At 61.9% G+C, this 12,798-nt stretch carries 10 protein-coding genes; 6 read left to right on the top strand and 4 right to left on the bottom strand.

Annotated elements, in window-relative coordinates; genetic code table 11:
* Positions 1-64 precede the first annotated feature (64 nt).
* Genes KUA23_RS22670 through rloA form a run of 3 tightly spaced genes read right to left on the bottom strand, consistent with a single transcriptional unit; the run spans position 65 to position 3,125 of the window.
* The gene (locus tag KUA23_RS22670) at positions 65-1,051 is read right to left on the bottom strand and encodes an alpha-L-glutamate ligase-like protein (RefSeq protein ID WP_016979244.1); all 987 of its coding nucleotides are present in this window, start codon (positions 1,049-1,051) and stop codon (positions 65-67) included.
* Positions 1,051-2,583 (bottom strand): osmotic stress tolerance membrane protein RloB, encoded by a 1,533-nt coding sequence (gene rloB / locus KUA23_RS22665; RefSeq protein WP_078049762.1) that lies wholly within the window; start codon positions 2,581-2,583, stop codon positions 1,051-1,053. The genes KUA23_RS22670 and rloB overlap by 1 nt, the downstream gene beginning before the upstream one ends.
* Before the next feature lie 5 nt (positions 2,584-2,588).
* A complete protein-coding gene (gene rloA, locus KUA23_RS22660) occupies positions 2,589-3,125 on the bottom strand; it encodes a retropepsin-like aspartic peptidase RloA (protein ID WP_058427391.1) in 537 nt (178 codons plus the stop codon).
* A gap of 270 nt (positions 3,126-3,395) precedes the next feature.
* Here rloA and KUA23_RS22655 point away from each other — a divergent pair, with 270 nt between their 5' ends.
* The 6 genes from KUA23_RS22655 to prpD all read left to right on the top strand — a co-directional run bounded on the left by KUA23_RS22655 (position 3,396) and on the right by prpD (position 11,953).
* Positions 3,396-4,106: a GntR family transcriptional regulator gene (locus KUA23_RS22655; RefSeq protein WP_214497309.1), complete on the top strand. Its 711-nt coding sequence runs from the start codon at positions 3,396-3,398 to the stop codon at positions 4,104-4,106.
* Positions 4,106-4,999, top strand: a complete 894-nt coding sequence (gene prpB, locus KUA23_RS22650) for a methylisocitrate lyase (protein ID WP_078049760.1) — start codon at positions 4,106-4,108, stop codon at positions 4,997-4,999. Before KUA23_RS22655 ends, prpB begins: the two co-directional genes overlap by 1 nt.
* 150 nt (positions 5,000-5,149) lie before the next feature.
* Complete coding sequence (gene prpC, locus KUA23_RS22645; RefSeq protein WP_078049759.1) at positions 5,150-6,277, top strand: bifunctional 2-methylcitrate synthase/citrate synthase; 1,128 nt, start codon at positions 5,150-5,152, stop codon at positions 6,275-6,277.
* A 197-nt stretch (positions 6,278-6,474) separates the two neighbouring features.
* Positions 6,475-9,069 carry a Fe/S-dependent 2-methylisocitrate dehydratase AcnD gene (gene acnD, locus KUA23_RS22640; RefSeq protein ID WP_346356358.1) on the top strand — a complete coding sequence of 865 codons (2,595 nt, stop codon included), beginning with the start codon at positions 6,475-6,477 and terminating at the stop codon, positions 9,067-9,069.
* Positions 9,070-9,078: 9 nt separating this feature from the next.
* Positions 9,079-10,269, top strand: coding sequence for a 2-methylaconitate cis-trans isomerase PrpF (prpF, locus tag KUA23_RS22635; protein WP_252992875.1), 1,191 nt, complete (start codon positions 9,079-9,081; stop codon positions 10,267-10,269).
* Positions 10,270-10,468: 199 nt separating this feature from the next.
* Entirely contained in the window at positions 10,469-11,953 is a 1,485-nt protein-coding gene (gene prpD, locus KUA23_RS22630; protein ID WP_078049756.1) for a 2-methylcitrate dehydratase, read from the top strand.
* Positions 11,954-12,067: 114 nt separating this feature from the next.
* Here prpD and KUA23_RS22625 read toward each other — a convergent pair whose 3' ends face one another.
* Complete coding sequence (locus KUA23_RS22625; protein WP_078049755.1) at positions 12,068-12,796, bottom strand: alanyl-tRNA editing protein; 729 nt, start codon at positions 12,794-12,796, stop codon at positions 12,068-12,070.
* Between the last annotated feature and the right edge of the window lie 2 nt (positions 12,797-12,798).

Genomic DNA, 12,798 nt, shown 5'->3' with positions numbered 1-12,798 from the left:
CATAGAAGGGGCGGCAATTGTACCGCATTCCACTGTAGGAGCCGGCTTGCCGGCGATGCGATCTTCAGCCTTCCACAGGTGGAATATGCCCAAACATTTCCTGCACGAACTTCACGCGTTCTTCCGGGGTTTCCGTCACGCCGGCGGCTTTCAGCTCTTCCAGCCGGGCTTCCACTGCATGGGTGCGCAGGGTCAGGCCACAGTCGTTGGCGATCTGGATATTCAGCCCAGGCCGCGCATTCAGCTCCAGGATCAGCGGGCCTTTTTCCTGGTCGAGCACCATGTCCACGCCGATATAGCCCAAGCCGCACAGCTCATAGCAGCCCGCCGCAAGCTTCATGAAACCGTCCCAGTTGGGCAGTTGCACGCCATCCACCGCGTTGGTGGTGTCGGGGTGTTTGGTGATGATGTTGTTCAGCCATGTGCCCCGCAGGGTCAGGCCGGTCGCGAGGTCGACACCCACGCCAATCGCCCCTTGGTGCAGGTTGGCCTTGCCGCCCGACTGGCGTGTCGGCAAACGCAGCATGGCCATCACCGGGTAGCCCATCAGCACGATGATGCGGATGTCCGGCACGCCCTCATAACTGATGCTCTTGAAGATCTGGTCGGGCACCACGCGGTACTCGATCAGCGCGCGATCACGGTGGCCGCCCAGCGAGTACAGGCCGGTGAGGATGCTGGAGATCTGGTGCTCGATCTCTTCATGGCTGATGATCTTGCCGGACACCGTGCGATAGCGCCCTTCGAAGCGGTCCGCTACCACCAGGATGCCGTCACCGCCGGCGCCCTGGGCCGGCTTGATCACGAAGTCGCTGCGCCCGCCGATGATGTCGTCGAGCTTGTCGATTTCCTTCTCGGTGGAGATCACTCCGTACATTTCCGGCACATGGATGCCAGCGGCCAGCGCACGTTCCTTGGTGATGATCTTGTCATCCACGATCGGGTACAGGCTGCGCTTGTTGTACTTGAGCACGTAGTCGGCGTTACGCCGGTTGATGCCCATGATCCCCCGCGCTTCCAGGGCCTTCCAGGTCTTCCAGAAGCCGAACATTACGAATCAGCCTTGAGGAAGGCCTTGAAACGCACCAGCTCGGTCAGGCGGTAGCCGCGATAACGACCCATGGCCAGCATGAAACCCACCAGGATCAGCAGGACCGCCGGGAAGGTAAACACGAAGTAGACCAGTTCCGGCACGCTCATGATCAGGTGCGCCAGGGATGCGGCGAACAGCGTACCAATCGCCACTTTCAGCGCATGGTTGGCGCCGCGTTCTTCCCAGGTGATCGACAGGCGTTCGATGGTCATGGTCAGGATCACCATCGGGAACAAGGCCACCGACAACCCACGCTCCAGGCCCAATTTATGGCTGAACAGGCTGATGGCCGCGATCAGCACCACCACGAAGGTGAGCACCACCGACAGCCGCGGCAGCATCTGCAGCTTCAAGTGTTCCAGGTACGACCTGAGGGACAGCCCCAGCGCCGTGATAATCGTGAACAGCACAATCCCGAAGCCCAACTGCGTCTCGCGGAACGCCAGGGCGATCAACACCGGGGTAAATGTGCCCAGGGTCTGCAGGCCGATCAGGTTGCGCAGGATCAGGATCACCAGCACGCCAATCGGGATCATCACCATGATCATGAAGGTCTGCTGGGTCTGCAGCGGCAGGCCGTACAGCGAGTATTCGAGGAAGTTGGCGTCGGTGTTCTCGTCGGTCAGCTTGGCCAGGCGAATCGCATTCATCTCGCTGTTGTTCAGGCTGAAGGTGACCACGGCTTTCTTACCGCCATCGACGGTGATCAGGTTCTCATCACCGGTCCACCACAGCAGGCGGTCGGCCGGCAGGCCCTGTTCGCCGGTTTCCGGGTTGAAGTACAACCAGTCGCTGCCATTAAAGCTGCGCAGCCACAATTCCGGGGCTTGCGGTTGGTCGGCTACCAGGCGGATGGTATGGACCTTTTCGACCGGCACGTGGGCGATAGACAGCACCAACTCGACGATCTTGGCGCGCTTGGCAACCGAGGTGTCGGCGCCCAGCAGCAGTTTGACGCTGTCGTCATTGAGGTTGTTGGTGCGCTTGATGGCTTCGCTGACGAAGGTTTCGACGTCGGCCGAGTGCTGGCGAATCGGTGCCAGCAGAGCCTCGGCGGCGATTTTCTCCGGGCCTTCTACCGCAATGCTGTCGCGAAAGGTCGGCCCCTTCAGCTTGACCTTGTCGGCTCGGTCTCGCTTGATCAACACCACGCGGTAATACAGCGTCTGGTTGCCCTTGGCCCGGCGCGCAGACCAGGTGACTTTGCGGTTGCCGTCGGTCCGGTTGACGCTGACCCCGTAGTTATTGGAGATAAAACTTTCGTTCAGGCTCACGTAGTCGCGGTTCAGGGGCGGCACGAACATCTGGATCTTCACCGGGTCCTTGGCGCTGGCAACGAACTCGACCTTGGCGTCGACGTTCCACAAGTCATCGGTGGCATTCTCGGTCACGGGGATCCCCTGCACGAAAATCTGGTAGGCGGTGACCGAAATACCCAGGACCACCAGGATGGTGATCAGGATTCTCAGGTGCAGGGTCAGAGAGCGCATTCGGTTTACTCGGCGGTATGAGCGTCGGCGGCGCAGGCAGGTTTGCCTGCTGCGTATTTAAGACTGGGGTCGACCAGCGCATCAAAGCGCTTCAGCGCTTCGGAGCCAATCAGCAGCGGATATTGGAATGCGCTGCGGTCAGTCAAGTTCACTTCGATGCTGCGTAAAGCGGTGCCCATGCAGATATCCAGGGCAATCACAGGACGGGCGGTGTAGTTCTTGTCCTCATCAGGGTCGTAGTCACCGGCGCGGCGCTTGATCTTGCTCACGCGGGCCAGGGGGCGTTCGATGGGGTGGGAATGGGCGGTGTCGATGGCCAGATAGAAGCGCACCCAGGATTCGCCGTTGCGCTTGAAGCGCTTGATATCACGGGCACTGAGGGACGCGGTCTTGGCACCGGTGTCCAGTTTGGCGGCGACTTCCAGGTCGATTCCGGCCAGTTGGGCGTATTCGTTGAGGCCATACACGGTCTTCTCGGCGGCAGCGCCGAGGCTGGGTGCGGTCAACAGGCACATCAATAGAAGGAAGGGTTTGAGTCTCATAGATCCCGAGGCGGCAGTGCGATGTTCAATTCAAGGCGACTGGCATTGCTGCGCAAACTCCCTCGTACGCCGTTTCATCCAATGATGTCAGGCAAAAGTGGCGGGCATTCTAACATGATGCTTTTTTGGCGCCAGCGCTGGCAGCCGGCCATGCCCCGATAGGGTGCAACAGCGGTTATTAGACGATTGTCGACAATGTGGATTTATTCTTTGACTATCCTGGGCTGATTGGCTAGTTTTTGCGGCATTGCTTTTAAAGGTGTCGACAATATGCTGGATCAGCTGGAAACCCCAGTGATGGCGCAAGACGATTCGCAGACCATGTCCGAGAACGTCTTCCGGCGTATCCAGGCCGCCATCGTCAAGGGTGAGATCGCCCCCGGCAGCAAGATCTCCGAGCCGGAACTGGCGCGCACCTACGGCATCAGCCGCGGCCCATTGCGCGAGGCGATCCACCGCCTGGAAGGCCAGCGCCTGCTGGTGCGCGTGCCGCATGTCGGTGCGCGCGTGGTGTCCTTGACCCACGCCGAGCTGATCGAACTCTATGAAATCCGCGAATCCCTCGAAGGCATGGCGTGCCGCCTGGCAGCCGAGCGCATGACGGACGCGGAGATCGAAGAGCTGCGCCAGGTGCTGCACACCCACGAACGCGACGAAGCCTTCCAGGCCGGCGTCGGCTATTACCAGCAGGAAGGCGACTTCGATTTTCATTACCGGATAATTCAAGGCGCCGGTAATCGCACCCTCACTCAAATGCTCTGCGGCGAGCTGTACCAATTGGTGCGCATGTACCGCATCCAGTTTTCCGCCACCCCCAATCGTCCACGCCAGGCCTTTGCCGAGCACCACCGCATTCTTGACGCGATTGCCGATCGCGACGGTGAACTGGCCGAACTGTTGATGCGCCGGCATATCGGCGCGTCCAAACGCAACATTGCCCGTCACTTCCCGGACGGTGCTGCCCAATCACGAGGTGAATGATGACTTCCAATAACAAGAGCACCCCAGGCCAGCGTTTCCGTGACGCCGTCGCCAGTGAACACCCCTTGCAGGTGGTGGGCGCGATCAACGCCAACCATGCGCTGCTGGCCAAGCGCGCTGGGTTCAAGGCGATCTACCTGTCAGGCGGCGGTGTAGCGGCCGGCTCCCTCGGCGTGCCGGACCTGGGCATCACCGGCCTGGATGACGTGCTGACCGACGTGCGCCGCATCACCGACGTCTGCGACCTGCCGCTGCTGGTGGACGTCGACACCGGCTTCGGTTCCTCGGCGTTCAACGTGGCGCGCACCGTCAAGTCGATGATCAAGTTCGGCGCGGCCGCGATCCATATCGAAGACCAGGTCGGCGCCAAGCGCTGCGGTCACCGCCCGAACAAGGAAATCGTGTCCCAACAGGAAATGGTCGACCGCATCAAGGCTGCCGTGGACGCGCGCACCGATGACAGCTTCGTGATCATGGCGCGTACCGATGCCCTGGCCGTCGAAGGCCTGGAATCTGCCCTTGAACGTGCAGCTGCCTGCATCGAGGCCGGCGCCGACATGGTGTTCCCGGAAGCCATCACCGAGTTGGACATGTACAAGCTGTTCGCCTCCCGTGTGAAAGCGCCGATCCTGGCCAACATCACCGAGTTCGGCGCCACGCCGCTGTACACCACCGAACAGTTGAAATCTGCTGATGTTTCCATCGTGCTGTACCCGCTCTCGGCCTTCCGCGCCATGAACAAGGCGGCCGAAAATGTCTACACCGCGATCCGTCGCGACGGTACCCAACAGAACGTGATCGACACCATGCAGACCCGCATGGAGCTTTACGATCGCATCGACTACCACACCTTCGAGCAGAAGCTCGACGCGCTGTTTGCCGCCAAGAAATAAATGCCTGACGAACAACTGTAGGAGCCGGCTTGCCGGCGATTGCGCCTTCGAACCTGGCGCCAGCCTCAAGGGCCGATCGCCGGCAAGCCGGCTCCTACAGGGCCGCGATTAACCAAGGCCTCCTTATAAATACAAGATTGGAGAAGAGAAATGGCTGAAGCAAAAGTATTGAGTGGCGCCGGCCTGCGTGGCCAGGTGGCCGGGCAGACTGCACTGTCCACCGTGGGCCAGGCCGGTGCTGGCCTGACCTATCGTGGCTACGACGTGCGCGAACTCGCCGCCGATGCGCAATTTGAAGAAGTCGCGTACTTGCTGCTGTACGGCGAACTGCCGAGCAAAGCCGAGCTGGCGGCCTACAGCGCCAAGCTGAGCAAGTTGCGCGACCTGCCGCAAGCGCTGAAAGAAGTGCTGGAACGCATTCCCGCCGACGCCCACCCGATGGACGTGATGCGCACCGGTTGCTCGTTCCTGGGCAATATCGAGCCAGAAAAAGACTTCAGCGTGCAGCGCGACATCACCGACCGCCTGCTCGCCGCCTTCCCGGCGATCATGTGCTACTGGTACCGCTTCAGCCACGACGGCAAACGCATCGACTGCGTGACCGATGAGCCGACCATCGGCGGCCACTTCCTGCACCTGCTGCATGGCAAGCAACCGAGCGAGCTGCACGTCAAGGTGATGAACGTGTCGTTGATCCTTTACGCCGAGCACGAATTCAACGCCTCGACCTTCACTGCACGGGTGTGTGCCTCGACCCTGTCCGACCTGTATTCCTGCGTCACCGCCGCCATCGGCTCCCTGCGTGGCCCGCTGCACGGTGGTGCCAACGAAGCGGCGATGGAGATGATCGAGCGCTTCTCGTCCGCTGAAGAAGCGGTGGAAGGCACCCTCGGTATGCTGGCGCGCAAGGACAAGATCATGGGCTTTGGCCACGCGATCTACAAAGACAACGACCCGCGTAATGAAGTGATCAAGGGCTGGTCGAAAAAACTCGCTGACGAAGTAGGTGACAAGGTGCTGTTCCCGGTCTCCGAAGCCATCGACAAAACCATGTGGGAGCAGAAGAAGCTGTTCCCTAACGCCGACTTCTACCATGCCTCGGCGTACCACTTCATGGGCATCCCGACCAAGCTGTTCACGCCGATTTTCGTGTGCTCGCGCCTGACGGGCTGGGCTGCCCACGTGTTCGAGCAGCGCGCCAACAACCGCATCATCCGTCCAAGCGCCGAATACACCGGCGTAGAGCAGCGCAAGTTCGTGCCAATCGAACGTCGCTGAATGGAGAAACCGCTGAACCCGGGGTGAAACCGGATCAAAAATGTGGGAGCGGGCTTGCTCGCGAAAGCGGTGTGTCATTCAACACACATGGCGACTGTTAAACCGCCTTCGCGAGCAAGCCCGCTCCCACCTTTTGATCGCATTCTCTCCCAGGATCCGTGGGCTCCTTTTGCAACCACCGTGACCGAGTCCTGACGATGAACACTGAATTCCGCAAACCGCTCCCCGGCAGCCGCCTGGACTACTTCGACGCCCGTGCGGCCGTTGAAGCAATCACCCCCGGCGCCTACGCCACCTTGCCCTACACCTCCCGCGTGCTTGCGGAAAACCTGGTGCGTCGCTGTGACCCGGCCACCCTCAACGCGTCCCTGAGCCAGTTGATCGAGCGCAAGCGCGACCTCGACTTCCCCTGGTTCCCGGCGCGTGTGGTGTGCCATGACATTCTCGGCCAGACCGCGCTGGTCGACCTCGCCGGCCTGCGCGATGCCATCGCCCAGCAAGGCGGCGACCCGGCCCAGGTCAACCCGGTGGTGCCGACCCAACTGATCGTCGACCACTCCCTGGCCGTCGAAGCCGGTGGTTTTGACCCGGACGCGTTCGAGAAGAACCGCGCCATTGAAGACCGTCGCAACGAAGACCGTTTTCACTTTATCGAGTGGACCAAAAAAGCCTTCAAGAACGTCGATGTGATTCCGCCTGGCAACGGCATCATGCACCAGATCAACCTGGAGAAAATGTCCCCGGTGATCCAGGTGCGCGACGGCGTGGCCTTCCCGGACACCTGCGTCGGCACCGACAGTCACACCCCCCATGTAGATGCCTTGGGCGTGATCGCCATCGGCGTCGGCGGCCTCGAAGCCGAGAGCGTGATGCTCGGCCGCGCGTCGTGGATGCGCCTGCCGGAAAGCGTCGGCGTGGAACTCACCGGCAAGCTGCTACCGGGCATCACCGCCACCGACATGGTGCTGGCGCTGACCGAGTTCCTGCGTAAACAGAAAGTGGTGGGCGCCTGGCTGGAATTCTTCGGCGAAGGCGCTTCGGCACTGACCCTGGGCGACCGCGCGACCATCTCCAACATGGCCCCGGAATACGGCGCCACCGCGGCGATGTTCTACATCGACCAGCAGACCATCGCCTACCTGAAACTCACAGGTCGTGAAGACGAACAGGTCACCCTGGTGGAGCAATACGCTCGCCACACCGGCTTGTGGGCCGATGACCTCAAGGGCGCGCAATACGAGCGTGGTCTCACCTTCGACCTGTCCAGCGTCGTGCGCAACATGGCCGGCCCGAGCAACCCGCACGCCCGCGTGGCCACCAGTGACCTGGCCTCCAAAGGCATCTCCGGCCAGTGGGATGACGTGCCGGGGCAAATGCCCGACGGCGCGGTGATCATCGCGGCCATCACCAGTTGCACCAACACCAGCAACCCGCGCAACGTGATTGCCGCAGGCCTGCTGGCGCGCAATGCCAACAAGCTGGGGCTGACCCGCAAGCCATGGGTCAAATCGTCCCTCGCCCCCGGTTCGAAAACCGTGGCCATGTACCTCGAAGACGCGGGCCTGGGCCACGAGTTGGAGAAGCTCGGTTTTGGCGTGGTGGCCTTCGCCTGCACCACCTGCAATGGCATGTCCGGAGCGCTGGACCCGGTAATCCAGCAGGAAATCATCGACCGCGACCTGTACGCCACCGCTGTGCTCTCGGGCAACCGCAACTTCGACGGGCGCATTCACCCGTACGCCAAGCAAGCCTTCCTCGCGTCGCCGCCGCTGGTGGTGGCGTATGCGATTGCCGGTACCATCCGTTTCGACATCGAGAAAGACGTGCTCGGCCTGGACGCCAACGGCAAGGAAATCCGCCTGCAGGACATCTGGCCGAGCGACGAAGAGATCGACGCAGTGGTCAAGGCTTCGGTGAAACCTGAGCAGTTCCGCGCGGTGTATATCCCGATGTTCGCCATCCACGAAGACACCGGCCCGAAAGTCGCGCCGCTGTACGACTGGCGTCCGCAAAGTACCTATATCCGCCGTCCACCCTACTGGGAAGGCGCGCTGGCCGGCGCACGTCCGCTCAAGGGCATGCGCCCGCTGGCGGTGCTGCCGGACAACATCACCACCGATCACCTGTCGCCGTCCAACGCGATCATGCTCGACAGCGCCGCCGGCGAATACCTGGCGAAAATGGGCCTGCCGGAAGTGGACTTCAACTCGTACGCAACGCATCGCGGCGACCATCTGACTGCGCAGCGCGCGACCTTCGCCAACCCGAAACTGTTCAACGAAATGGTGGTTGAAAACGGCAAGGTCAAGCAGGGTTCCCTGGCGCGTATCGAGCCCGAAGGCCAGGTCACGCGGATGTGGGAAGCCATCGAGACCTACATGGAACGCAAGCAGCCGCTGATCATCATCGCCGGCGCCGACTACGGCCAGGGTTCGTCCCGCGACTGGGCGGCCAAGGGCGTGCGCCTGGCCGGTGTGGAAGCGATTGCCGCTGAAGGTTTCGAGCGCATCCACCGCACCAACCTGGTGGGCATGGGCGTGTTGCCGCTGGAGTTCCTGCCGGGCACTGACCGCAACACCCTGAAGATCGATGGCAGCGAGACTTACGACGTGGTCGGTGCACGCACCCCGCGTGCGCAGTTGACGCTGGTGATCAATCGCAAGAATGGCGAACGTGTCGAAGTGCCGGTGACCTGCCGCCTGGACACCGCCGAAGAAGTGTCGATCTACGAGGCGGGCGGCGTGTTGCAACGTTTTGCCCAGGACTTCCTGGAATCGGCGGCGACGGCCTGAGAGGTAACCATGGCACACGCAGCGCAAATCAAGATCCCCGCCACCTACATGCGTGGCGGCACCAGCAAGGGCGTATTTTTCAGCCTCAAGGACCTGCCCGCATCGGCGCAGGTGCCGGGTGCCGCGCGCGATGCCTTGCTGTTGCGGGTGATCGGCAGTCCCGATCCCTACGACAAGCAAATCGACGGCATGGGTGGCGCTACATCGAGCACCAGCAAAACCGTGATCCTGGCTAAAAGTACCCGCGCCGATCACGACGTGGACTACCTGTTTGGCCAGGTCTCCATCGACAAACCGTTTGTGGACTGGAGCGGCAACTGCGGCAACCTGTCGGCCGCGGTTGGCTCCTTCGCCATCAGCGCAGGCCTGGTCGACCCGGCCCGTGTGCCCCACAACGGCGTGGCCGTGGTGCGGGTGTGGCAGGCCAATATCGGCAAGACCATCATCGCCCACGTGCCAATCACTGACGGTGCGGTGCAGGAAACCGGCGACTTCGAACTCGACGGCGTAACCTTCCCGGCCGCCGAAGTGCAGTTGGAATTCATGGACCCGGCGGCAGAAGAAGAGGGCGGTGGCGGCTCGATGTTCCCCACCGGCAACCTGGTCGACGACCTGGAAGTGCCCGGTGTCGGCACCTTCAAGGCCACGCTGATCAATGCCGGCATCCCGACGATTTTCATCAACGCCGAAGACCTCGGCTACACCGGCACCGAGCTGCAAGGCGCGATCAACAGCGACCTCAAGGCCCTGGCGATGTTCGAAACCGTGCGGGCCCACGGCGCCTTGCGCATGGGCCTGATCAAGCACCTGGACGAAGCCGCCCAGCGCCAGCACACGCCGAAAGTGGCATTCGTGGCCAAGCCTGCGGATTACGTGGCGTCCAGTGGCAAGGCGATCAAGGCGGGTAATGTGGACCTGCTGGTGCGGGCGCTGTCCATGGGCAAGCTGCACCACGCGATGATGGGCACGGCGGCGGTGGCGATTGGCACGGCGGCGGCAATTTCCGGGACGTTGGTCAACCTCGCAGCCGGTGGCGTCGAGCGTAACGCAGTGCGCTTCGGGCATCCGTCCGGCACGTTGCGCGTGGGCGCTGAAGCCACTCTAGTGAACGGCGAATGGGTGGTGAAGAAAGCCATCATGAGCCGCAGCGCGCGCGTGCTGATGGAAGGCTTCGTGCGCGTCCCCGGCGACGCCTTCTAAGGTTCAATACTGGGCCCATGTGGGAGCGGGCTTGCTCGCGAATGCGGTGGAACTGTGACATTTCAGTGCCTGACACACCGCCTTCGCGAGCAAGCCCGCTCCCACAGGAGATATCTATTCCAAGGCAGGCATCCAAGATCTGCTTTTTGACAACCGTGAGCCCGAGGACTGATCCCAACCCTCTTCTTGGAGTACTGCCATGAGCGCCAACGTCGACCAGAACAACCGTCCCGACTATGACCAAGTCCTGCAGGACATCGCCGACTATGTCCTCACTTACCGGATCGATTCCCAGGACGCACTGGACACCGCCCGCAACTGCCTGATGGACACCTTGGGCTGCGGCCTGCTGGCCCTGCGTTTCCCCGAATGCACCAAGCACCTGGGGCCGATCGTCGAGGGCACGGTGGTGCCGTTTGGCGCGCGGGTGCCGGGCACGTCGTTCCGGTTGGATCCGGTCAAGGCCGCGTGGGACATCGGCTGCATCGTGCGGTGGCTCGATTACAACGACACCTGGCTCGCCGCCGAATGGGGCCATCCCTCGGATAACCTCGGCGGCATCCTCGCCGTGGCCGATCACCTCTCGCAAAAGCGCGTGGCCAATGGCGACGCACCGTTGACCATGCGCGCAGTGCTGGAAGCGATGATCATGGCCCACGAAATCCAAGGCGTGATTGCCCTGGAAAACTCCTTCAACCGCGTCGGCCTTGACCATGTGCTGTTGGTGAAAGTCGCCTCCACGGCGGTCACCGCCAAGCTGATGGGCGCCAACCGTGAGCAACTGTTGGCAGCCTTGTCCCATGCATTTGTGGACGGGCAGGCGCTGCGCACTTATCGCCATGCGCCGAATGCCGGCTCGCGCAAATCCTGGGCCGCGGGCGATGCCTCCAGTCGGGGCGTACGCCTGGCGGATATCGCGCTGCGCGGCGAGATGGGCATTCCTGGCGTATTGAGCGCGCCGCAATGGGGGTTCTACGATGTGTTGTTCAGCCACACCAACAAGGACCTGGCGCTCAAGCCGCAGGACAAGCGCGCGTTCAGCCTGTCCCAGGCCTACGGCACCTATGTGATGGAAAACGTGCTGTTCAAGATCAGCTTCCCCGCCGAGTTTCACGCACAAACTGCTTGCGAAGCGGCGGTGACGTTGCACCCGTTGGTGAAAGATCGCCTGCATGCAATCGAGCGCATCGTGATCACCACCCATGAATCGGCGATTCGCATCATCTCCAAGGTCGGCCAACTGGCCAACGCCGCCGACCGCGACCATTGCCTGCAATACATGACGGCGGTGCCGCTGGCGTTTGGCAACCTGGTGGCCGAGCAGTACGAGGATGAATTCCACGCCGCGCATCCGATCATCGATGAACTGCGGGACAAGATGGTCATCGTCGAAGACCCGCGCTACAGCCGTGAATACCTGGAGGCCGACAAGCGCTCCATTGCCAACGCGGTTCAGGTGTTCTTCAAGGATGGCACGCATACCGAACAGGTGGCGGTGGAATACCCGATCGGCCATCGCCGTCGCCGGGTGGACGGCATTCCATTGCTCGAAGACAAGTTCAAGGCCAACCTGGCGACGCGGTTCACCGGGCAGCGCAGTGCCGAGATTTTTGCGCTGTGCAAGGACCAGGCACGGCTTGAGGCCACCCCAGTCAATCGGTTTGTGGACCTGTTCGTGATCTAAGCCGTTACAGGGTCAATGTGGGAGCTGGCTTGCCTGCGATAGCATCACCTCGGTGTGCCTGAGGCACCGAGTTGCCTGCATCGCAGGCAAGCCAGCTCCCACATTGAATTGTGTTCACTCAAACCGCAGGATCACCCTGCGGTTGTGCTTGCTCTTCTTCTCGATCTTCTCGCAGAACACCCGTCCGATTTCTTCGGTGTTGATCACATGGGTGCCCCCGCATGGCTGGATATCAATGCCGGCAATTTCAATCACCCGTACCGAGCCCTGGATCACCGGCGGCGCCACCGCCTGGGTGCGGGTTATCTGCAGCAGGGTGGAATACTCGGTGGCCGGCATCGACAGGGTTTTCACTGGGTGGGCCTGCTCGATCAGCGCATTGAGGTCGCGAGTGATGCTGTCTTTGTCGAGGGTCATTTCCGGCAAGTCGAAATCCAGGCGGCCCTTGTCTGCACTGATGCTGCATCCCGTCACCGGTGCGTCGATGATCGAGCACAGCAGGTGCAGGCAGGTGTGCATCTTCATGTGCTGGTAGCGCCGGTCCCAATCGAGACCGGCGTCCACCTGCACGCCGGCAGTCAACTGCGGTGGGCAGTGGTCCACCTGGTGCCAGATGATGGAACGCAACACCGGGTCGCGCACCGTACCCGTCACTTCGATGCGCGTACCGTCGGCCAGGGTGAGGTGACCGGTGTCTCCCGGCTGTCCGCCGCCAGTGGGGTAGAACAGCGTGTGTTCCAGGGCAATACCCTGTTCGCTGACCGCAATCACGCGCGCGCTGAAGGCGTTCTGGTAGGGCGCGCTGTCGAACAGCGCCAGGGTTTCCATGGTATGCACGGACATGT

Source organism: Pseudomonas pergaminensis (assembly GCF_024112395.2).
Lineage (GTDB): Bacteria > Pseudomonadota > Gammaproteobacteria > Pseudomonadales > Pseudomonadaceae > Aquipseudomonas > Aquipseudomonas pergaminensis.
This window is presented reverse-complemented; position numbering and strand designations above follow the sequence as displayed.

Coding starts and splice junctions, on each gene's coding strand:
- rloA (WP_058427391.1), bottom strand. CDS start 3,125: ATGAGACTCAAACCCTTCCTTCTATTGATGTGCCTGTTGACCGCACCC.
- KUA23_RS22670 (WP_016979244.1), bottom strand. CDS start 1,051: ATGTTCGGCTTCTGGAAGACCTGGAAGGCCCTGGAAGCGCGGGGGATC.
- rloB (WP_078049762.1), bottom strand. CDS start 2,583: ATGCGCTCTCTGACCCTGCACCTGAGAATCCTGATCACCATCCTGGTG.
- prpF (WP_252992875.1), top strand. CDS start 9,079: ATGGCACACGCAGCGCAAATCAAGATCCCCGCCACCTACATGCGTGGC.
- KUA23_RS22625 (WP_078049755.1), bottom strand. CDS start 12,796: ATGTCCGTGCATACCATGGAAACCCTGGCGCTGTTCGACAGCGCGCCC.
- prpB (WP_078049760.1), top strand. CDS start 4,106: ATGACTTCCAATAACAAGAGCACCCCAGGCCAGCGTTTCCGTGACGCC.
- prpD (WP_078049756.1), top strand. CDS start 10,469: ATGAGCGCCAACGTCGACCAGAACAACCGTCCCGACTATGACCAAGTC.
- prpC (WP_078049759.1), top strand. CDS start 5,150: ATGGCTGAAGCAAAAGTATTGAGTGGCGCCGGCCTGCGTGGCCAGGTG.
- KUA23_RS22655 (WP_214497309.1), top strand. CDS start 3,396: ATGCTGGATCAGCTGGAAACCCCAGTGATGGCGCAAGACGATTCGCAG.
- acnD (WP_346356358.1), top strand. CDS start 6,475: ATGAACACTGAATTCCGCAAACCGCTCCCCGGCAGCCGCCTGGACTAC.